Below are 19,555 nucleotides of genomic sequence, written 5' to 3' on the forward strand. Positions count from 1 at the left end.
GAAGTCTTGCGCGTTGTCTTTAAAATCCGCACGACGCGCGGAACTTTTCGAGACGGGCTCTGTCATCCAAAAATTCCTAAATCGACTGCCGGAAAGGCATGACTGGCGGGCGTCACGCCGGAGTGTGTGTTTTTCGAGACAGTCTATATTTTTTCATTTCTTAAGTTACGAAACGTTGCGTTATTCTCTGCGCCGGCAACAACGATTTTAATCATTCGCGTGGAGAATTCGATGAAACGATTCGCACTGACGTCCCTCTCGCTGGCCATGCTCGGCGCAGCAGGCGCGGCACAGGCACAAACGAGCGTGACGCTGTATGGCGTGATCGACGCTGGTATCGGCTACGTAAGCCATGCCAACGCGAACGGCGACAAGCTCGTGGGCATGATCAACGGCAACCTGTCCGGCGATCGCTGGGGCTTGAAGGGTCAAGAAGACCTCGGCGGCGGCCTGAAGGCAATCTTCCAGTTGGAAAACGGTTTTGACGTCGGCACCGGCCGTCTCGGCCAGGGCGGCCGCGAATTCGGTCGTCAGGCGTTCGTCGGTCTGTCGGGCGCCCAATGGGGTACGGTCACCCTCGGTCGCCAATACGATCCGCTGGTCGACATGGTCCAGGGCATCACGGCTGACAACTACTGGGGCGCGATCTTCGCAACGCCGGGCGATATCGACAACTACGATAACTCGCTGCGCGTGAGCAACGCCGTCAAGTACGTTTCGCCGAACTTCGCAGGCTTCCAGGTCGAAGGCCTGTACGGCTTCAGCAACCTGGCGGGCACGACGGGCCAAGGCCAGACGTGGTCGGCAGCTGCAACGTACAACAACGGCCCGTTGGCTGTTGCAGGCGGCTACTTCTACGCGAACAACCCGAGCGCCGGCCGCGTGCCGCCGACCACCGCCAGCGGCTGGGGCAGCCCGTCGTCGGACTCGCTGTTCAACAGCCCGGTCAACGCCGCCTATGCGACGGCTCAGGCTATCGGTATCGCTCGCGGCGCGGTTCAGTACTCGATCGGCGCATTCACGATCGGTGGTTCGTACAGCAACGCGCAGTACAAGGCTGACGGCGCATCGCGCTTCGGTTCGGAACACTTCAACGTGGGCAACGGCTTCGTGAACTTCCAGATCACGCCGGCTCTGTTGACGGGTCTGGGCTACACGTACACGAAGTCGGGCGGCGACACGTCGGCAACGTACCACCAGGTTTCGCTGGGTGCCGACTACTCGCTGTCGAAGCGCACCGACTTCTACGCTGTTGCAGCTTATCAACACGCAAGCGGCGACCAGCGCGACGCAAGCGGCACGACCAGCACGGCGCAAGCGTCGATCGGTTCGTACGGCTTCGAAAGCGGCCGCAGCCACCAAGAGACGGTTATCGTCGGCGTGCGTCACAAGTTCTAAGAACAACCGACGGGCGTGGCACGCAAGTGCCGCGTCTCGCGGACCGCAGCACTCTCGAACAGCCATCGGTTTTCCGATGGCTGTTTTTTTTGCGCGCGTCGGTCGTAACAAATCGTCGTAATCAACCGGTCGCGCTCACTGTCAGCCTGAAGCCCTCGCAAAATTTCCGGACAACAACAACCGGAGTCACATGCGATGCAAGGGTCCTGCGTTTTCCTTCGTTCCTTCTTCCTCGCCTCATCTCTCGCTGCCTGCATTGCAAGCGCGGGATGCGGGCCAGGCGGAATCTCGGCCGCGCACGCGGACGACTCGCCCGCCTTGCCGATGATCGTCGCGCACCGTGGCGGCACCGCCGATTACCCTGAGAACACGCTCATCGCCATTGAAGGTGCACTGAAGAATCGCGCCGACGCGATCTGGCTCACCGTGCAACTCACGCGCGACGGCGTGCCGGTGCTGTACCGTCCGGCCGATCTCTCCGCCAACACCGATGGCAAGGGCGCCGTCGCCGATGTCGACTTCGCCGCGCTCGAAGGCCTGAACGCGGGTTGGAACTTCGTTCAGGTCGATACACATGGCGCAAGGCAATATCCGTATCGCGCGGAGCCGGTCCAGATCCCTTCGCTTGTGGCGGCATTGCGCGCCATTCCGCCCGCCGTTCCCGTGATGCTCGACATGAAAGCCATGCCCGCCGAAGCGCAGGCAGCCGCCGTGGCGCGTGTGCTGAACGAGGAAAACGCGTGGCAGCGCGTGTTGATCTACTCCACCGACGCCGCGTATCAGAAAGCGTTCGAGGCCTATCCGCAAGCGCGGACGCGCGTGTTCGAATCGCGCGACGCGACGCGGTCACGGCTCGCGGCCGTCGCGCTCGCGCAGACCTGCGAAAGTCCGCCGCAGCCCGGCACATGGTCTGCTTTCGAGTTCTCGAGACAGATGGAACTGGTCGAAACCTTCACGCTCGGCGAAGCACGCTCGGCCGTGACGGCGAAGCTGTGGACGCCTCAGGCAGTCAAATGCTTCCGCGCGAACGGCAAAACGCCGATCGTTGCGATCGGCGTCAACAATGCCGACGACTATCGTGCCGCGGCATGTCTCGGCATCGATGCGGTGCTCGCCGATTCGCCACGGACGATGAGCGCGATCAAAGCCGCAATCGAGCGCCCGCTCGACTGTGCGTCCGCCGCGCGCTGACAGCGGTCACAGCGGTCATAGCTGCGGCGCGTTGCCCGGCGGATTGCTGTCCTCGGCGAGCGTCTGCGCGGGCGCGTCCGAGCCGCACGGCAGATCGCCGATGACGAGCCGCGGCACCGTGCTGCGCACCTCGCGCGGGCGTAGCGGCACGTTGTCGAGATCGGTCCAAGACGGGTTCGGAATCTCGCCGAAAAGCTGCCGCAGACGTTCGCCCCAGGTTCGGTTGATCATCTGGTAATACGTGCTGTTGTTGTCGAGCGTGGCGAAGCGCGTCACGCGCAGCGAGTCCTTCTCGTACACCAGCAGATCGAGCGGCAGACCGACCGAGAGATTCGAGCGCAGCGTGGAATCCATCGAAATGAGCGCGCATTTGGCGGCTTCGTCGAGCGGCGAAGCGGGCGTAATCACGCGATCGATGATCGGCTTGCCGTATTTCGATTCGCCGATCTGAAAATACGGCGACACGCGCGTCGATTCGATGAAATTGCCCGCCGCGTAAATCATGAACAGACGCGGCGGCTGCCCGCAGATCTGCCCGCCGAGGATGAAGCTGCAATTGAAGTCGACGCTGAATTCCGCGAGCGACAGCGCATCTCGCCGATGCACTTCGCGCACCGCCGCACCGACGATGCGCGCCGCCTCCGCCATGTTCGCGACGCTGTACAGCGTGGGCGCGTCGGGGTCGGTGGGCTCCGCGAGCAGATGCGTCACGGCCTGCGTCAGCGCGAGATTGCCCGCCGCGAGCAGCACGATCACGCGCTCACCCGGTTGTTCGAAAACAACCATCTTGCGCGCGGCGCTCACGTGGTCCACGCCGGCGTTGGTGCGCGTGTCGGAGAGAAATACGAGTCCCTCGTCCACGCACATACCCACGCAATAAGTCATGTCGATCCGTCCTGAAACAAGCAAATCACCATTGTACTGAGCGCGCCCGCGCATCGCATCCATCCTGTCTTACGGCACGCGCCGCGCACCGCTTGAGCCGCGCATTCACTGATCCGGCCGGGCATCGATGCCGACGCTGACCGTCAATGTTTCCTCCTTGCCGCCGACGCGCGCGCCGCGCTCGGGTGCAGCCGACTCGTAATCGCGCGCGACGGCGAGGCGGCAGTGGCGTTCGTCCGCGAACGCGGCCTGCGTTACGTCGAGCGTAATCCAGCCATGCTCCACCCAGATATCCACCCAGGCGTGCGCCGTCCCGTTCTCTTGGCCGTCGGCGGCGAAATAACCGCTCACGCAGCGCGCCGGCACGCCGCGCACGCGGCAGCACGCGAGCATTAGATGCGCGTGATCCTGCGCCGTGCCCGCCCCGCGTGCGAGCGCTTCTGCGGCGGAGCCCGTCGCCTGTGCGGATTCGTTCACATAGCGCACGCTCTCCTCGATACGCTCGGCCAACACGATGCACGCCGCCGGCGTATCGGGCGCGGGCGCGCGCCGGGCAAGCTCGCGGATCGCGGCGTCGGGTGCCGTCAGCACGGTCGCGCAGGTGAAATGTTCGAGTGGAATCGGACCGGCTTCGTCGAAGAGACGGCCGTCGGCGAGCGTTTCGGTTTCCACTTCGCCGCTCGCGCTCACGCAAATTTCCCGATGCGGCTTCGTCAGCACGAGCGTTTGCAGCGCATTGCCGTAGGCGTCGCGCGCGTGGTCGAGCTTGCCCGGTGCATCGACGTGCCAATGCCGCACGATCTGCGACGAACCGCTCGCCGGCGTCACGCGGTATTGCCGGATCGAATACGTGACCGGCGCGGCGTAGCAATAGCGGATGTCGTGGCGAATGGTCAGCAGCATGATTCACGCGATCGGCAGCATCAGGAAGGTATGCATCACGAGCTGGCCGAGTTCATCGACACGCCTGAGAAACTGCATGAGCCACGCGTGCACGCCGGCTTCGAGAATCTGGCGGATGTCGGCATACAACACGTCCGCGCGCAGCTTGCCGGCAAAGCGCTCGCATTGCTTCGACGCATCCGTGCGCAATTTCGCGAGCGTTTCGCACACACCGTCGAGCGATGCGATCAGCGACCGCGGCATCTGCTCGTTGAGGATCAGCAACTCGACGACGCGCGCAGGCGTCACCACGTCGCGATACACCTTGCGATAGATTTCGAGCGCCGACACGGAACTGAGTATGGACGTCCAGTAATAGAAATCTTCGAGCTGGCGCGCCGCCTCGCGCGAATTCGGCGGCGCGTGGGCGAAACGCACGTCGAGGATGCGCGCCGTATTGTCCGCGCGCTCCAGATACGCGCCCAGTTGCATGAAGAAGAAGGCGTCGTCGCGCAGCGCGGTGCCCAGCATCACGCCGCGGCACAGATTCGACCGGTACTTGACCCATTCGAACAGCGCATCCGGGCTCGTTTCGAGCTCGTGGTTCGAGAGCCGCAGGTTGAATTCGAGCCACGTGAAGTTGATCGTCTCCCAGCCTTCGGTCGTGAGCGTGCCGCGTACCGCACGCGCGTTCTCGCGCGTCGCCTGCAGGCACGAGAAAATGCTCGACGCATTGCGCGCATCCGCGACCATGAAATGCAGCATGTCCTCGCGCGCATGCGAGCCCGGATGACGCGCGTCGAACATCTCTTCCAACTCCGAGATTCTCAGCACCGAGCGTTGCGCGTGCGCTTCCTGCTCCGGCGTTTGCGGCAGGAGCGAGCCTTCGAGATTGATGTCGAGCATGCGCGCGGTGTTTTCCGCGCGTTCCATGTAGCGCGCCATCCAGAACAGGTGATCGGCAGTGCGGCTCAGCATGACCTTATGTGCAATGGTTATGTGCAATGAGTTAGGCGACCATCCAGGTGTCCTTCGTCCCGCCGCCCTGCGAAGAATTGACGACGAGCGAACCTTCCCGCAACGCGACGCGCGTGAGGCCGCCCGCGCACATCGACACTTCGCGGCCCGAGAGCACGAACGGCCGCAAGTCGATGTGACGCGGCGCGATGCCCGCCTCGACGAACGTCGGGCACGCGGACAGCGCGAGCGTCGGCTGCGCGATATAGCCATCGGGCTGTGCCAGGAGCCGCGCGCGGAAGGCTTCGATTTCATCGGCCGTCGATGCAGGCCCGACCAGCATGCCGTAGCCGCCCGCGCCGTGCACTTCCTTCACGACGAGTTCGCCGAGATGCGCGAGCGTGTACGCGAGATCGTCGGGCTTGCGGCACTGGTACGTCGGCACGTTGTTGAGTATGGGTTTTTCGCCGAGATAGAACTCGATCATGTCCGGCACGAACGGATAGATGGATTTGTCGTCGGCGATGCCGGTGCCCATTGCGTTCGCAAGCGTTACGCGGCCCGCGCGATACGACGTGAGCAGGCCTGCGACACCGAGCGCCGAATCCGCGCGAAAAGCGAGCGGATCGAGAAAGTCGTCATCGACACGGCGATAGATCACATCGACGCGACGCGGGCCGTGCGTCGTGCGCATGAAGACGTAGTTGTCTTCGACGAACAGGTCCTTGCCTTCGACAAGCTCCACGCCCATTTGCTGCGCGAGGAACGTGTGCTCGAAGTACGCCGCGTTGTACATGCCGGGCGTCAGCACGACGACGGTCGGATCGTCGACGCCTTCGGGCGCGATCGAGCGCAATGTTTCGAGCAGCAGATCGGGATAATGCGCGACCGGCGCGACGCGGTTCTGCACGAACAGTTCGGGAAAGAGCCGCATCATCATCTTGCGATTCTCCAGCATGTACGACACGCCCGAGGGCACACGCAGATTGTCCTCCAGCACGTAGAACTCGCCCGCCGCGCCCGCACGCACCACGTCGATGCCCGCGATGTGCGCGTACACGTCGAGCGGCACATCCACGCCCTGCATCTCCGGGCGATACTGCGCATTCGTATAGACCTGCTCGGCCGGAATGCGCCCGGCAAGCACGATGTCGCCGTCGTGATAGATGTCGTGCAGAAACAGATTGAGCGCCTGCACGCGCTGCCGCAGGCCCGCTTCGAGCACGCGCCATTCGTCGCCGGGAATGATGCGCGGAATCATGTCGAAGGGAATGAGCCGCTCGGTGCCGGACAAGTCGCCGTTCACCGCGAACGTGATGCCCACGCGCCGGAACAGCACGTCCGCCTCGGCACGCTTGCGCGCGATCGTCTCGGGGCTCTGCATCGCGAGCCAGCGCGAAAACCGTGCGTAGTGGCTGCGCACGGTGTCGTCCTGACGCATTTCATCGTAGATCTGCATCGCGGCGTCCTTCGTTTTTTCAGCGCGTTTCGCGGCGTTTCATTGCAGTATCGGACGAAAGTGCGCGACGTGTACCACTTTTTTCGCGCGCTCACGGTGCATGCGGCGAGTGCGCGCGTTTTTCGCGCTAGACTTCCGGCATCTGTTTCCGCGCTACATCATGTCCGACGCACTAGAAGAAGCCGATTCCATCGCCGATGCCCTGCTCGCAGGCCTCGCGCGTCCGATCGTTTTCGTCGATCTGGAAACCACGGGCGCGGACGCAACCGTCGATCGCATCACGGAAATCGGCGTGGTGGAAGCGAGCACGGCGGGCATCGAACGCTGGAGCGTGCTGGTCGATCCGGGCGTGCCGGTGCCGCCGTTCGTCGCGCGCCTGACCGGCATCGACGACGCCATGCTGCGCGGCCAGCCGAGCTTCGAATCGCTTGCGCCCGCGCTCGCCGAACGCCTGCACGGCAAGCTCTTCGTTGCGCACAACGCGCGCTTCGATTACGGCTTTCTCAAGAACGAATTCCGCCGCGCGGGCATCGCCTTTCGCGCGGATACGCTGTGCACGGTGCGGCTGTCGCGCGCGCTGTTTCCATCGGTCGAACGGCATGGTCTCGATGCGCTCATCGCGCGGCTGAATCTCGCGCCCGAAGGACGCCATCGCGCCCTCGCCGATGCCGATCTGCTATGGCAGTTCTGGCAGAAGATTCACGCGCTCTATTCGCAGGATCTGGTCGATGCCGCGATCAAGGCGCTCGTGAAGCGTGCGAGCTTGCCCGCCGCGTTGCCGGAAGGCGCGCTCGATGCGTTGCCGTCGACGCCCGGCGTCTATCTGTTTCGCGGCGAAGACGATGTACCGCTCTATGTTGGCAAAAGCATCAACCTGAAACAGCGCGTCGCGGCGCATTTTTCGGGCGATCACCGGCTCGCGAAGGACTTGTCGATCTCGCAGGCCATCCGTCGTATCGAATGCCGCGAGACGCCCGGAGAACTCGGCGCGCTGCTGCTCGAAGCGAAGCTCGTAAAGGACCTGAAGCCCACGCATAACCGGCTGCTCAAAAGCGCGTCGGCCGCGTGCGCATGGCAGTGGCTGCCGGGCGCTCACGCACCCGTGCTTCTGAAGGCGAACCGGCGCGATCTGTCGCGCGAAGCACATTTGTTCGGCGTGTTTGCGTCGCGCGCGAAGGCGCATGCGTTCCTTCGCCATCTCGCCGATGAACACGGCCTCTGTCACGCGACGCTCGGGCTCGAGAAAGCGCCGTCGTCGCGCGGACGCGGATGCTTCGGCTATCAGGTGAAACGGTGCCGAGGATCATGCGCAGGCATCGAAACATTCGCCGAGCACGCGGCGCGCGCACTTGCCGCGCTGGACAACGCGCGCCTCGTGCGCTGGCCGCATGAAGGGCCGATCGCCATCTCCGAACGCGATGCGCAGGGCGGCGAGGCCTGGCATGTGATCGACCGATGGTGCTATCTCGGCACCTGCGCGACGCGCGAGGACATCGCGCCGCTGCTCGCCGCCGCGCCCGAGCTTCGCCCGTTCGATCCCGACGTCTACAGCCTGCTCGCGAAGCGCCTCGCGTCCGGACAACTGCAGTGGATTGCATGCGAGGCGCGGCCGTCGTTTCGACTCGTCGTACAAGATGCGCCTGCTTGCGGCGTGATCGCGCGTCACGCGAAAGGCACGACGAAGCGCCGCGTGATCGCATCGGACCAGTTCGCACTCGCGTTCTAGCACTCAGGCGATCCCGCCATTGGCGCGCAGCACCTGTCCGTTGACCCAGCCCGCATCCGGCCCGACGAGAAACGCAACCACCGACGCGATGTCGTCCGGCTGACCGAGGCGTTCCAGCGGCGGCATCTTCGAGAACGTGGCGATCTGCTCGTCGGTCTTGCCGTCGAGGAACAGCGACGTCGCCACCGGTCCCGGCGCGACCGCGTTCACCGTGATGCCGCGTCCGCGCAATTCCTTCGCGAACACATGCGTGAACGCTTCGACCGCGGCCTTCGTCGCGTTGTAGATCGCGTAGCCGGGCATGTTGAGCGCGAGCGTCGTGCTCGAAAAGTTGACGATACGTCCGCCATTGTTCATGCGCGCCGCCGCTTCGCGCAGCGTGTTGAAGGTGCCGCGCACGTTGATGCCGAAGGTCTGATCGTAGAGCGCGTCGCTCGTGTCGGCGAGCGGCACGGCCTTCAGCACGCCCGCGTTGTTGACGAGCGCATCGACCGGGCCGAGTTGCGCTTCGACCGTCGCGAACATGCGGCGCACGTCGTCGGCATTCGCGACATCGGCCTTCACGGCGAGCGCTGCGCCGCCCGCCTCGCGCAATTCGGCGACGATCGCATCCGCTTCCTTCGCACTCGATGCATAGTTCACCGCGACCGCGAAGCCGTCGCGTGCAAGACGCCGCGCGATCTCGGCGCCGATGCCGCGCGATGCGCCCGTGACGATCGCGACGCGTTTCGTTTCCGTCTGACTCATGATGTGCTCCTCAAAGTAGGCTGTTCGATGAGAAGCATGATGAATCATTCCGTTTCCGCGATCATCGTGCGTGGCTTAGTATCATCGTTCCAGTTGCTTCAACAATTCCAGAGCACAGTCAGCATGGATCGATTCCAGGAAATGCAGGTGTTCGTGCGTATCGCGGAGCGGCACAGCTTCACGCAAGCCGCCGACGATCTGCAGATACCGCGCGCCACCGTCACGAATCTGATGAAACGCATGGAAGCGCGGCTCGGCGCGCGGCTGCTCGAACGCACGACGCGCACCGTGCGCCTCACGCATGACGGCGAAGCGCATTATCGGCGCTGCGTGCGTCTGATCGCCGATCTGGAGGAAGCCGAAGGCTCGTTCCGGCATACCGAGCCGAAAGGTCTGTTGCGCGTGAATCTGCAAGGCACGCTCGCGCGCTATTTCATCATGCCCGGACTGCCGGCGTTTCTAGAACGCTATGGGCAGATCGAGCTGCATATCGGCGAGGACGACAGGCTCGTCGATCTCGTGCGCGAAGGCGTCGATTGCGTGCTGCGCGCGGGCACGTTGCAGGATTCGTCGATGATCGGCCGCCGCGTCGCGTTGCTCGAACAAGTGACGGTGGCAAGCCCTGCTTATCTATCGCGCGAAGGCGTGCCGCAAGACCTCGAAGCGCTTGCGTCGCATCGCGCGGTGAACTATCTGTCGAGCGCGACGGGCCGCGTGGTGCCGCTGGAATTCACGCTGAATGACCGCATCGAAGCGATAGAACTAAAGGCCACGGTGTCCGTGACGGGCGTTGAGATGTACACGCAGGCTGCGCTCGCGGGCTTCGGCATTGTTCAGGTGCCGCGCTATCACGTCGATGCCGCGCTCGCCGACGGTCGCCTGCAATGCGTGCTTCCCGACCTCGCGCCGCCGCCGATGCCGGTGTCCGTGCTCTATCCGCATAGCCGCCAATTGTCGGCGCGTGTGCGGGTTTTCGCGGACTGGATCAGCACGATCTTCGCGCAGAACAACGGACCGGCTTTAACCAGCATCGAAGCGCAAAAGTAAAAGAGGCCAGTATCCCGTTGAAGGGACACTGGCCTCTTTTCACGAAGCTTCGAGTTCGCGAACGAAACCGAAGCCCGAACGTCACGCGCGTATTACAGCGCTGCGTCCTTCAGCTTCTTCAGCGCACGCGCCTTGATGCGCACGCTTGCCGGCTTGGCCGGGAACCAGCGCTCGTCGCCCGTGAACGGGTCCTTGCCGAAGCGCTTCTTCTTCGCCGGCACGGCCTGCGCGGAGATCTTGAGAATGCCCGACAGCGTGAACTCGCCCGCGCCCTTCTTGTGGATCGAACCGAGGATGGTGTCTTCCAGCGCGACCATCACGGCCTTCACCGCCTTCACGTCGACAGCGGCGCGCTCGGCGAGGTGATTCGCAAGCGATGCCTTCGTGAACGTGTCCTTGATCGGCGAGGGAGCGCCGGTCGTCTTCTTCGCAGCTACTTTCTTCGCGGCTACTTTCTTCGCGGCAACCTTCGGTGCTGCAGCTTTCTTTGCCGGTGCGGCGGTCTTCGCCGTGGCCTTCTTGGCCGGCGCTTTCTTGGCAGCGGTTTTAGCGGAAGTCGGCATGTTTCTCCTACCTGTTTTTGGTCAGTGATATTCGAATACGTTCGCACCGATGCGTTCGTATCACGCCGGATTCTACATATAGCAAGCGAGTTCGTGCGAGTCTTTTGCGCTTTTATATCGTTTTTATAGGGGTTTTTCGTAGTGTCGCGCTGACAAGTGAGCTTGCGAAGCATCGTTTGCGATGTTCGACGATGCTTTCCATCACGGCTGACACGAGCGATGCGCGATATGCGCGATGAGTGGATAGTGATCCGACGCGATGCGCGAGAGCCGTGTGCGATGCACATCGACACGCATCAGCCGCTCGCCCGGATGCACCCAAATACGATCGAGCGCGAACAGCGGGCAGCGCGTCGGAAAGGTGCGCAACGCGCTCGCACGATGAAAGCGCGTGACAAGCCGCCTGAGCGTTCGGCCATAAACGAACCACTCGTTGAGATCGCCGAGCAGGATGACGGGCAGCGCGGGCGTATCGAAGCACTGCAGCACCTGCTCCACTTGCGCGCGCCTTTCGCTCGATGCAAGACCGAGATGCGTCGCCACCACGCGCCATAGTTCGCCGCCGCAATCGATATCGGCATCGAGCGCGCCGCGCGGCTCGCGGCTGCCGAACGACAGATCGAGTGTGCGCACCGCGCGCACCGGATAGCGCGTGAGCACCGCGTTGCCATAGCGGCGCTCGGGCGTATCGAGCGTCGGACCCGCCACCGCGTGCAGGTTCGTCATGCGTTGCAGCAGTTCGAGCACGTCGCGCGCGCCGCTGCCGCCTAACGGCACTTCCTGCAACGCGAAGATATCGGCGTCGATCTCGGCGAGTACGAGGCCGATGCGTTCCGGCGCGAACCGGCCATCGATGCCCACCGCGCCATGCAGGTTGTAAGTCGCGATGCGCAACTCGCGCGCGCGCACATCGTTGACGGCGGCATTCGCGGCTTCGTTCTCGATCGCGGAGTCGTGCATCAGCATCATGAATTGACCTCGTCGGGGCGTTCGTTCTTCGATGTATCGCGCGGCATCGCACCGTGTTCGCGCAGCTCGGTTGCACGCTTCGCTTCCTCGCTCGCACGCGGTTTGTCGGCGTCGCCCGGCGCGCCTTCGTGCGGCTCGGGCTGATTCGCGCGGCCGAGAAAGCGCTGCAACAGCAGCGACACGCCGATCAGCACCGCGCCGATGCCGATCAACACCGCAAACGAGCCGATCGTCGGCCGATGCAGCGACGCCACCAGTTGATGCGCAAACGCCACCGTCAGAAAGATGCCGGGACCCATGCCGAGCATCGTGCCGAGCATGAAGTCGCGCAGGCGGATATGCGACGCGCCCGCGACCAGATTGACGATGGCAAACGGCGCCACCGGCAACAGCCTCAACACGACGACCGCAACGATGCCGCGTTTCGCGACGCGCTCCGACAGCCGGTTCACGCGCGCGCCCGCGAGCTTGCGCACGGCGTCGCGGCCGAGCCAGTTGCCGAGCGAATACGAGATCGCGGCGGCGGCCATCGTGCCGAAGAACGCGTACACGCCGCCCCACGCTGCGCCGAACACGAGGCCCGTCGCCGCGATCAGCAGCGTGATCGGCACCGAAACGACCGCCGCCGTCACATAGCCGAGCACGATCCAGAGCGGCGCGAACGGCAGTGCATCGATACGCCGCGTCGCATTCGTCAGCGCCTTCAGGTTTGCGTAATCGCCGAGCGGCGTCCAGTGCCACAGACCCGCGACCGCCACGACCAGCAGCGCGAGCACGCCGAGCAGCGCGAAGCGGCCGATGAGCGGGCGCGTCGTGGCGGCGGGCACGAACTGGTCGACGAGTTCGTCGGCGGCGATGGGCGTTTCGGGATCGATGAGGGCTTCGGACGGAATGAGCTGATCGAGTTCGGTCGACACTTGCGGATCGAGCGGCACCAGCGTGCGATGTTCGTCGCGGGGACGCAACAGCGCCTCGATCGCCGCATTCATGCCGCCGCGTGCGTCGCGTTCGCGCACGATATCCGCGATCTCGCAACCGAGATGCTCGGCGAGCAGCGTGTCGCGCATCGTCGCGATCGCGCGGCGGATACGCGCATCGGCGCGCGCGTCGATCGACACGTTGCATTCGCTGTCGAGCACCATCGAACGATTGTTCAGGTTGGCCGAGCCGACCATCAGCAATTCGTCGTCGACGATCATGAGCTTGCTGTGCACGTTGACGATCTCGTCGCCGAGTTTCGGCACGCTCGGCGACAGCAGCCGATAACGGCCGTGCGTGTCGGCGTCCTTGAGCAAGGTGTGCAGACGCGCGCGCAGCACGCCCATGGTCACTTCCTGAAGCCAGCCGCTCTGATTGCGCGGCACGACGATGGCGAGATCCGGGCCGTCTTCGCGCGCGAGCGATTCGGCGAGCGCGGCGCCCACCGTCCCCGACGTGAAGTACTGATTCTCGATATAGATGCTGCGCCGCGCCCGCGCGATGGCGTCGAGATATTGCGCGCGAATCTGCTGCACGGGCGCGCGGCCGAGATAGCCGGGCTCGGTGAGCGATATCGCGATATCGACGTCCTCGACATCGACGCGCCTCGAAGGCGGCCACGGATCGTTCTCCTGCGCCGCGCGATGCGCACGGATCGCAAGCCGCTTGCCGCACGCGCGCGCCCAGCGTTCGCGTGCGAGCATGCCGATTTCGCGCGCGGCGTCGCCGTCGAACATCGTGTGGACATCGTGAAAAGGCTGATAGCGCGCGCCGTTCGCGTCGCGGCGCAGCGGCTCATCGGGCGCATGCGCGGTCGTGTCCCAGCGCGAGCGCGTGAGATCGAGACCGCCGACAAACGCGAGACGATCGTCGATCACGACGAGCTTCTGATGCTGCGAGCCGCCCATCGGATGCTTGCCGTCCATCTGGAACGCGATGCGCCGATTCGTGCGCCAGCCCATCTTGTACACGGGCAGCCACTCGCGCTCGAACGCATAGAGCATCGCGAAATCCCACGCGAGGATATAGATGCGCAGACGGCGCCGCTCGCCCGCGACTTCATGCAGAAAGTCGCCGAGCGCTTCGGGATAGCCGTCGTTCGCGCCGCCGGGCGTGAGCTTCATGCGGCTGTCGATATCCCAGCCGAGAATAAAGACGGTGCGCTCGGCGCGCGTGATCGCCTCGCGCAGCACGCTGAAATAATCCGCGCCGTCGATCAGCAGGCTGAAGCGCTGCGCGCGACGCACGCTCGCGCAATTGCGTCCCGGCTGGAAGAACGGCTCGTCGTCGTGGGTGTGGCTCATGTGGCTCGCGTGGCTCATAGCTTTCGTTTTGCAAGCGCCATGCCCGCTGCGTGGTGATACGCTTCAGGGCACCGCCTATCCGGAGCGCCGTGAGCGATGAACGAAGCGAATAACAACGACGAATCCATCGATCAGGACGACGAACGCGCGGGGCTCGTTCCGCTCGCGCTGGCATCGGTGCTCGTGGGCGCGGCAACGGGCACCATCGGCGTGTTGTTCCGCTTTTCGCTCGAACGCGCGGAAGCGTGGCGCAGCGCGCTCGTCGCATGGGGGCACGCGGGACACGAAGCGGCCTTTCTGCTCGTCGTGTTCGGCGCTGCGGCCGCCACCGCGCTCGCCGCGTGGCTCGTCGCCCGATTCGCGCCGATGGCGAGCGGCAGCGGCATTCCGCATGTCGAAGCGGTGCTGCACGGCAAGCTGCCGCCCGCGCCGCTCGTGCTCATTCCGATCAAGTTCGCGGGCGGCGTGCTCGCCATCGGCGCGGGTCTCGCGCTCGGCCGCGAAGGCCCGACAGTGCAGATGGGCGCATCGATCGCGCATGCCATCGGCACATTCTTCAGGCGCACCGCGGGCGATTGCCGCGTGCTGCTCGCGGCAGGCGCAGGCGCAGGGCTCGCCACAGCGTTCAACGCGCCGATCGCCGGCGCCGTGTTCGTGCTCGAAGAACTGATGCGACGTTTCGATACGCGCACGGCCGTCGCGGCGCTCGGCGCGTCGGCGAGCGCCATCGCGATGGCGCGCCTCTTGCATGGCGATCTGCCCGACTTTCACGTGCCCGCCCAGCCGTTTCCCGGCTTCGCAATGACCGGCGCGCATCTCGTGCTCGGCGCGGTACTCGGTCTGCTGGGCGCTGCCTATTGCCGCGCGATACTCTGGACGCTCGATATCGCCGAGTCGTTTGCGCGCCCCGCATCGACAAAAAGCGCGGTGGTACACGCGACGGTGCGCGCGGGACTCGTCGGCGCGGCGGTCGGACTGCTTGCGTGGTTCGCGCCGCATCTCGCCGGCGGCGGCGATGCATTGACCGAGCGCGCATTGCTGGGCGCGGGCACGATCGCGGGCGTGCTGGCGATGTTCGCGCTGCGTTTCGCGCTGGGCGCGGTGTCGTATGCGGCGGGCACGCCGGGCGGCCTGTTCGCGCCCATGCTCGTGCTCGGCGCGCAAACCGGACTCGTGTTCGGCCGCGTCTGTCTCGACTGGTTCCCCGGCATGGCGGCGATCAGCGGCGACACCAGCACGTTCGCGGTGGTCGGCATGGCGGCGTTCTTTGTCGCGGTGGTGCGCGCGCCGGTAACGGGCATCGTGCTCGTCACCGAGATGACCGCGAGCTTCACCTTGCTTCTGCCGATGCTGACCGCCTGCTTCACCGCGATGATCGTGCCGATGCTGCTGCGCGTGCCGCCGGTCTACGACTCGCTCGGCAAGCGTGCCGCCGTCCGGCGCTAGCGCCGCTTCCTGCATGCGATGCACCGTTGCGGTAGTCTCGTCGATGCACCTTCACCGACTTCATCCCGACAAGGACACGCAATGGAATATCGACATCTCGGCGCTTCCGGCTTCAAGGTTCCCGTTCTGAGCTTCGGCACCGGCACGTTCGGCGGCAAGGGCGAACTCTTTCAGGCGTGGGGCGAGACCGACGTGGGCGAAGCGCGCAAGCTCGTCGACATCTGCCTCGACGCGGGCGTCACCATGTTCGACACCGCCGACATCTACTCGCGCGGCACCTCCGAATCCATTCTCGGCGAAGCCCTCAAAGGCCGGCGCGACAAAGTCATCATCTCGACCAAGGCCACCTTCCGCTTCGACGACAACAACCCGAACGCAGTCGGTTCGTCGCGCTTTCATCTGATCGAGGCGGTCAACGCGGCGCTCACGCGTTTGCAGACCGATCACATCGACCTGTTCCAGCTGCATGGTTTCGACGCGAAAACGCCCGTCGAAGAGACGCTTTCCACACTCGACGATCTCGTGCGCGCAGGCAAGATCCGCTATACGGGCGTGTCGAATTTTTCGGGCTGGCATCTGCAGAAATCGCTGGATGTCGCGGATCGTTACGGCTATCCGCGCTATGTCGCCAATCAGACGTACTACTCGCTGATCGGCCGCGACTACGAATGGGAACTGATGCCGCTCGGGCTCGATCAGGGCGTCGGCGCGGTGGTGTGGAGTCCGCTCGGCTGGGGACGTCTCACGGGCAAGATCCGGCGCGGCCAGCCGCTGCCGGAAACGAGCCGCCTGCACAAGACCGCCGACATGGGGCCGCCCGTGCCCGACGAATATCTATATCGCGTGATGGATGCGCTCGACGCCATCGCCGCCGAAACGGGCAAAACGGTGCCGCAGATCGCGCTGAACTGGCTGCTGCAGCGTCCGACAGTGGCGACGGTGCTTATCGGCGCGCGCAACGAAGAACAGTTGCGGCAGAACCTGGGCGCGGTCGGCTGGAATCTGACCGCCGAGCAGATCAAAAAGCTCGATGAAGCGAGTACCGTGCGGCCCGCGTACCCGTACTGGCATCAACAGGGGTTTGCGGAGCGCAATCCGTTTCCCGTCTGATTTTGGTTTTGCGCCGACGAGCGCGGCGGCTGTCGGCGTCGCGCTCGAACACGCCCGGACACCGTATCGGAAGCCTTCTGACAATCTGTACCGGTACTGTATAGGCCGGCACTCGTACACTTGGCGCTCATCGTTTCTCAATTCATCGGAGCGCGCCATGCCCAACGAACTCCTGAACGCTCTGCCCGCCGCCGCGCTGTTCGCGCTCGTGACGACCATCACGCCCGGTCCCAACAACACGATGCTGCTCGCCTCAGGCGTCAACTTCGGTCTGAAGCGCACGGTGCCGCATGTGCTCGGCATCAGCGCCGGCATGGCGATCCTGATGCTTGCCGTCGGCCTCGGGCTCGCGCAAGCGTTCGAGCGCCTGCCCTGGCTCTATACGGTGCTGGAAGCGGCGAGCATCGCGTATCTGCTTTATCTGGCGTGGAAGATCGGCACGTCGTCGTCGGTGCAGATGCGCGACGGTAAGCAGCGCCCGATGCGCTTTCACGAAGCGATCGCGTTCCAGTGGATCAATCCCAAAGCGTGGATGATGGTCCTCACCGCCGCCACGACAATTCATTTGCACGCGAGTCTTTCGTTGAACGCCGCGCTGATGGCATTGGTGCTCGTCGTGATCGGATTGCCGTGCATCACGATGTGGGCCGCGTTCGGCATGTCGCTGCGGCGCTTTCTCGCGAATCCGCGCTGGCTGCGCGTGTTCAACATCACGATGGCCGCGTTGCTGGTGCTGTCGCTGTATCCGATCGTCGCCCATTTTTTTGCTTGAAAAGAGCGTCGCGCAGCCGCGAACTTTCCTAAAGCGCGGACGTCCCTTTGCCTGCGCGTGCGGACCGGTGCATACTGACCTTACGCGCCGGCACGCAAAATCTGCCGTCCCTCTTGCAACATTAGCCACACCGGGACTGCATTTCTTCATTGTCAGCTCTTGTCCGTCCATCCTGCCGCCCGCGGATCGCAGGTGATCCTTAAGCGATCCTTTAAGGTGGCCCGTTCTGCCCGGCGCGTACATGCCTTGCTTGTTCGTTGGTTCGCGTCGAATTTCCGGCGCGGCTTTGAAATCTGTTCAAGGAGTACGCCATGTCTGGAGCCAATCGCCCATCCGGTCCCGCCACGCGCAAATCCCTCGACCTAGCCGATCAGATCGAGCGCGATGAATTGGAGAACAACCTGCCGGATGCGCTAAACAACGTCGACGACGATGACGACGACGATGAATCCGACTCCGATCGCACACTAGGCCGTTAGCCTCGACAGCCGGGCCCGTCGCGCCAAGGACGGCGCGATCCGCAACGCCGCGATGCATTCCGCATGGCGGCGTTTTTGCATCCGTCGTTGCAGCGCGCGCTGTGTGTCGGACGCTGGGCACAGGGGTTGCTTTGAAGCCTGCTGTTGCGCGTTCCGGCGCGCGGCGAGAACATGATGAGCGAACGCGGCGACGGCGTCAGTCCGCATGCGAATCAACCGATCAACCGATCCCATGGAGGACTTCATGCTTCGTTACGCTGCCATCTTCTTCATCATCGCGATCATCGCGGCCGTGTTCGGCTTCGGCGGAATCGCGACAGGCGCGGCGGAAATCGCCAAGATCCTGTTCTTCATCTTCATCGTGATCTTTCTTGCAACGCTTCTGCTCGGCGTATTCAGGCGATGACTTCGTTCATGCAGCAGGCGTCGTAAAAAGAAACGCGCGGACTTTACGAAGCCGCGCGTTTTTTCTCGTTTCACGCTTTTTCGTGTGCGTTGCAGATTACGTGATGATCACGCGATTCTTGCCGTCCCGCTTTGCGCGATAAAGCGCGAGATCCGCCGCTTCCACCAGTTGCTTCGCTGCGTCGTCGTGCGTCGCGGGATGCGTTGCGCCGCCGATGCTGATCGTCACGCGGCCGCTCGCCGAGCCCGCGTGCGGCACATTGAGCGATTCGACCGCGATGCGAATCTTTTCTCCGAGCAAACGTAATCCCGGCGCGGACGATGACAAGAGCACGACCGCGAATTCCTCGCCGCCGAAACGCGCGGCGAGATCGGTGGGACTGTTGAGGCTCGACTCGATGGTGTGCGCGACGAGCTTCAGCACGTCGTCGCCGGCGACGTGGCCGTAGGTATCGTTGTACGACTTGAAGTTATCGACATCGATCATCAGGAAACCGATGTTTGCACGCTCGCGCGCCGCGCGACGCCATTCGGCGCTCAGATAATCGTCGAGACGGCGGCGATTCGATAAACCCGTCAGCCCGTCCGAATGCGTGAGGCGCTGCAATTCCAGATTCGTTTCGAGCAGCTTTTGCTGCGACTGCCGCAGCGCACGATACGCCTCGTCGCGCTGCAAGAGGTTCTGATACGAACGCGAGTGATAGCGCACGCGCGCAACGAGCTCGATCGTGTCGGGCAGCTTCACGAGGTAATCGTTCGCGCCGGCCGCGAAAGCCGCGCTCTTGATGCGCGGCTCTTCCTTGGTCGACAGCACGATGATGGGAATATCGCGCGTCGCCGGATGCTCGCGATACTGGCGCACGAGCGTGAGGCCATCGACGCCGGGCATCACGAGATCTTGCAGGATGACCGTCGGCCGCGTTTCCTGCGCGGTGCGCAGCGCGTCTTCGGGATTGGCGCAGTAATGCAGATCGACGTTCGACTCGTCCGCGAGCGCGCGGCGCAACGCCTCCGCGATGATCGCCTGATCGTCCACGAGCAACACCATCACCGGCAGTTCGGCTGCGGGCGGCGCATTGAGCGCGGCGGTCAGCAGGTCGGACACCGCGCGTTCGTCCGCCATCGCGCGCGACCCGGCGCGCTCGATGCTCGACGCCGCCGCTGCAGCGGCCCGTTGCGCGCGCTCGGCCAGCGGATCGGGATGAGGAAGTTTCATGAACGTGTCCTTTGACGGGTT

Annotated in this window: 18 protein-coding genes; 9 read left to right on the forward strand and 9 right to left on the reverse strand. The window is 64.1% G+C overall.

Annotated elements, in window-relative coordinates:
• The first annotated feature begins 231 nt into the window (after positions 1 to 231).
• Both BRPE64_RS19345 and BRPE64_RS19350 read left to right on the forward strand, forming a co-directional pair.
• Positions 232 to 1,398: a porin gene (locus tag BRPE64_RS19345; RefSeq protein WP_044042514.1), complete on the forward strand. Its 1,167-nt coding sequence runs from the start codon at positions 232 to 234 to the stop codon at positions 1,396 to 1,398.
• Positions 1,399 to 1,593: 195 nt separating this feature from the next.
• Positions 1,594 to 2,589, forward strand: a complete 996-nt coding sequence (locus BRPE64_RS19350; RefSeq protein ID WP_051180473.1) for a glycerophosphodiester phosphodiesterase family protein — start codon at positions 1,594 to 1,596, stop codon at positions 2,587 to 2,589.
• 15 nt (positions 2,590 to 2,604) lie between these two features.
• Here the strand turns inward: BRPE64_RS19350 and BRPE64_RS19355 are convergent, their stop codons facing one another.
• The 4 genes from BRPE64_RS19355 to BRPE64_RS19370 form a co-directional block, all read right to left on the reverse strand.
• Positions 2,605 to 3,474, reverse strand: a complete 870-nt coding sequence (locus tag BRPE64_RS19355) for a proteasome-type protease (RefSeq protein WP_069915710.1) — start codon at positions 3,472 to 3,474, stop codon at positions 2,605 to 2,607.
• Between the two features lie 105 nt (positions 3,475 to 3,579).
• Positions 3,580 to 4,377: a transglutaminase family protein gene (locus tag BRPE64_RS19360; RefSeq protein ID WP_016355223.1), complete on the reverse strand. Its 798-nt coding sequence runs from the start codon at positions 4,375 to 4,377 to the stop codon at positions 3,580 to 3,582.
• 3 nt (positions 4,378 to 4,380) lie between these two features.
• Entirely contained in the window at positions 4,381 to 5,334 is a 954-nt protein-coding gene (locus tag BRPE64_RS19365) for an alpha-E domain-containing protein (protein ID WP_016355224.1), read from the reverse strand.
• Positions 5,335 to 5,365: 31 nt separating this feature from the next.
• Positions 5,366 to 6,772: a circularly permuted type 2 ATP-grasp protein gene (locus BRPE64_RS19370; protein ID WP_016355225.1), complete on the reverse strand. Its 1,407-nt coding sequence runs from the start codon at positions 6,770 to 6,772 to the stop codon at positions 5,366 to 5,368.
• A 160-nt stretch (positions 6,773 to 6,932) separates the two neighbouring features.
• On the opposite strand from BRPE64_RS19370, the gene BRPE64_RS19375 reads away from it, so the two are divergent.
• Positions 6,933 to 8,498, forward strand: a complete 1,566-nt coding sequence (locus BRPE64_RS19375; RefSeq protein WP_044042784.1) for a 3'-5' exonuclease family protein — start codon at positions 6,933 to 6,935, stop codon at positions 8,496 to 8,498.
• 3 nt (positions 8,499 to 8,501) lie between these two features.
• On the opposite strand, the gene BRPE64_RS19380 is transcribed toward BRPE64_RS19375, so the two are convergent.
• Entirely contained in the window at positions 8,502 to 9,245 is a 744-nt protein-coding gene (locus BRPE64_RS19380) for an SDR family oxidoreductase (RefSeq protein ID WP_044042516.1), read from the reverse strand.
• A 123-nt stretch (positions 9,246 to 9,368) separates the two neighbouring features.
• Between BRPE64_RS19380 and BRPE64_RS19385 the strand changes: the two genes are divergently transcribed.
• Positions 9,369 to 10,292 carry a LysR family transcriptional regulator gene (locus tag BRPE64_RS19385; RefSeq protein ID WP_016355228.1) on the forward strand — a complete coding sequence of 308 codons (924 nt, stop codon included), beginning with the start codon at positions 9,369 to 9,371 and terminating at the stop codon, positions 10,290 to 10,292.
• Between the two features lie 92 nt (positions 10,293 to 10,384).
• On the opposite strand, the gene BRPE64_RS19390 is transcribed toward BRPE64_RS19385, so the two are convergent.
• From BRPE64_RS19390 to BRPE64_RS19400, 3 genes are all read right to left on the reverse strand, one after another.
• Positions 10,385 to 10,855: an HU family DNA-binding protein gene (locus BRPE64_RS19390; RefSeq protein ID WP_016355229.1), complete on the reverse strand. Its 471-nt coding sequence runs from the start codon at positions 10,853 to 10,855 to the stop codon at positions 10,385 to 10,387.
• Between the two features lie 201 nt (positions 10,856 to 11,056).
• Positions 11,057 to 11,824, reverse strand: coding sequence for an endonuclease/exonuclease/phosphatase family protein (locus BRPE64_RS19395; protein WP_016355230.1), 768 nt, complete (start codon positions 11,822 to 11,824; stop codon positions 11,057 to 11,059).
• A complete protein-coding gene (locus BRPE64_RS19400) occupies positions 11,821 to 14,106 on the reverse strand; it encodes a VTT domain-containing protein (protein ID WP_044042519.1) in 2,286 nt (761 codons plus the stop codon). Before BRPE64_RS19400 ends, BRPE64_RS19395 begins: the two co-directional genes overlap by 4 nt.
• A 96-nt stretch (positions 14,107 to 14,202) precedes the next feature.
• On the opposite strand from BRPE64_RS19400, the gene clcA reads away from it, so the two are divergent.
• The 5 genes from clcA to BRPE64_RS32130 all read left to right on the forward strand — a co-directional run bounded on the left by clcA (position 14,203) and on the right by BRPE64_RS32130 (position 18,319).
• Positions 14,203 to 15,552 carry a H(+)/Cl(-) exchange transporter ClcA gene (gene clcA, locus BRPE64_RS19405; protein ID WP_016355232.1) on the forward strand — a complete coding sequence of 450 codons (1,350 nt, stop codon included), beginning with the start codon at positions 14,203 to 14,205 and terminating at the stop codon, positions 15,550 to 15,552.
• 81 nt (positions 15,553 to 15,633) lie between these two features.
• Positions 15,634 to 16,662, forward strand: a complete 1,029-nt coding sequence (locus tag BRPE64_RS19410) for an aldo/keto reductase (protein WP_016355233.1) — start codon at positions 15,634 to 15,636, stop codon at positions 16,660 to 16,662.
• 157 nt (positions 16,663 to 16,819) lie between these two features.
• A complete protein-coding gene (locus tag BRPE64_RS19415) occupies positions 16,820 to 17,434 on the forward strand; it encodes a LysE family translocator (RefSeq protein ID WP_016355234.1) in 615 nt (204 codons plus the stop codon).
• A gap of 311 nt (positions 17,435 to 17,745) precedes the next feature.
• Positions 17,746 to 17,913 carry a hypothetical protein gene (locus BRPE64_RS33260; RefSeq protein ID WP_016355235.1) on the forward strand — a complete coding sequence of 56 codons (168 nt, stop codon included), beginning with the start codon at positions 17,746 to 17,748 and terminating at the stop codon, positions 17,911 to 17,913.
• A gap of 244 nt (positions 17,914 to 18,157) precedes the next feature.
• Positions 18,158 to 18,319, forward strand: coding sequence for a DUF1328 family protein (locus BRPE64_RS32130; protein WP_044042785.1), 162 nt, complete (start codon positions 18,158 to 18,160; stop codon positions 18,317 to 18,319).
• Between the two features lie 96 nt (positions 18,320 to 18,415).
• Here BRPE64_RS32130 and BRPE64_RS19425 read toward each other — a convergent pair whose 3' ends face one another.
• The gene (locus tag BRPE64_RS19425) at positions 18,416 to 19,534 is read right to left on the reverse strand and encodes a diguanylate cyclase (RefSeq protein ID WP_016355237.1); all 1,119 of its coding nucleotides are present in this window, start codon (positions 19,532 to 19,534) and stop codon (positions 18,416 to 18,418) included.
• Between the last annotated feature and the right edge of the window lie 21 nt (positions 19,535 to 19,555).

Origin of the sequence: Caballeronia insecticola, from assembly GCF_000402035.1 — a bacterium.
Classification (GTDB): domain Bacteria; phylum Pseudomonadota; class Gammaproteobacteria; order Burkholderiales; family Burkholderiaceae; genus Caballeronia; species Caballeronia insecticola.

What these genes read in the sequence shown, in the direction of transcription:
- BRPE64_RS19345 (WP_044042514.1), top strand. Translation starts at nt 232, where the DNA reads ATGAAACGATTCGCACTGACGTCCCTCTCGCTGGCCATGCTCGGCGCA.
- BRPE64_RS19370 (WP_016355225.1), bottom strand. Translation starts at nt 6,772, where the DNA reads ATGCAGATCTACGATGAAATGCGTCAGGACGACACCGTGCGCAGCCAC.
- BRPE64_RS32130 (WP_044042785.1), top strand. Translation starts at nt 18,158, where the DNA reads ATGCTTCGTTACGCTGCCATCTTCTTCATCATCGCGATCATCGCGGCC.
- BRPE64_RS19375 (WP_044042784.1), top strand. Translation starts at nt 6,933, where the DNA reads ATGTCCGACGCACTAGAAGAAGCCGATTCCATCGCCGATGCCCTGCTC.
- BRPE64_RS19400 (WP_044042519.1), bottom strand. Translation starts at nt 14,106, where the DNA reads ATGAGCCACACCCACGACGACGAGCCGTTCTTCCAGCCGGGACGCAAT.
- BRPE64_RS19390 (WP_016355229.1), bottom strand. Translation starts at nt 10,855, where the DNA reads ATGCCGACTTCCGCTAAAACCGCTGCCAAGAAAGCGCCGGCCAAGAAG.
- BRPE64_RS19355 (WP_069915710.1), bottom strand. Translation starts at nt 3,474, where the DNA reads ATGACTTATTGCGTGGGTATGTGCGTGGACGAGGGACTCGTATTTCTC.
- clcA (WP_016355232.1), top strand. Translation starts at nt 14,203, where the DNA reads ATGAACGAAGCGAATAACAACGACGAATCCATCGATCAGGACGACGAA.
- BRPE64_RS19395 (WP_016355230.1), bottom strand. Translation starts at nt 11,824, where the DNA reads ATGATGCTGATGCACGACTCCGCGATCGAGAACGAAGCCGCGAATGCC.
- BRPE64_RS19385 (WP_016355228.1), top strand. Translation starts at nt 9,369, where the DNA reads ATGGATCGATTCCAGGAAATGCAGGTGTTCGTGCGTATCGCGGAGCGG.
- BRPE64_RS19380 (WP_044042516.1), bottom strand. Translation starts at nt 9,245, where the DNA reads ATGAGTCAGACGGAAACGAAACGCGTCGCGATCGTCACGGGCGCATCG.
- BRPE64_RS33260 (WP_016355235.1), top strand. Translation starts at nt 17,746, where the DNA reads ATGTCTGGAGCCAATCGCCCATCCGGTCCCGCCACGCGCAAATCCCTC.
- BRPE64_RS19360 (WP_016355223.1), bottom strand. Translation starts at nt 4,377, where the DNA reads ATGCTGCTGACCATTCGCCACGACATCCGCTATTGCTACGCCGCGCCG.
- BRPE64_RS19350 (WP_051180473.1), top strand. Translation starts at nt 1,594, where the DNA reads ATGCAAGGGTCCTGCGTTTTCCTTCGTTCCTTCTTCCTCGCCTCATCT.
- BRPE64_RS19415 (WP_016355234.1), top strand. Translation starts at nt 16,820, where the DNA reads ATGCCCAACGAACTCCTGAACGCTCTGCCCGCCGCCGCGCTGTTCGCG.
- BRPE64_RS19365 (WP_016355224.1), bottom strand. Translation starts at nt 5,334, where the DNA reads ATGCTGAGCCGCACTGCCGATCACCTGTTCTGGATGGCGCGCTACATG.
- BRPE64_RS19425 (WP_016355237.1), bottom strand. Translation starts at nt 19,534, where the DNA reads ATGAAACTTCCTCATCCCGATCCGCTGGCCGAGCGCGCGCAACGGGCC.
- BRPE64_RS19410 (WP_016355233.1), top strand. Translation starts at nt 15,634, where the DNA reads ATGGAATATCGACATCTCGGCGCTTCCGGCTTCAAGGTTCCCGTTCTG.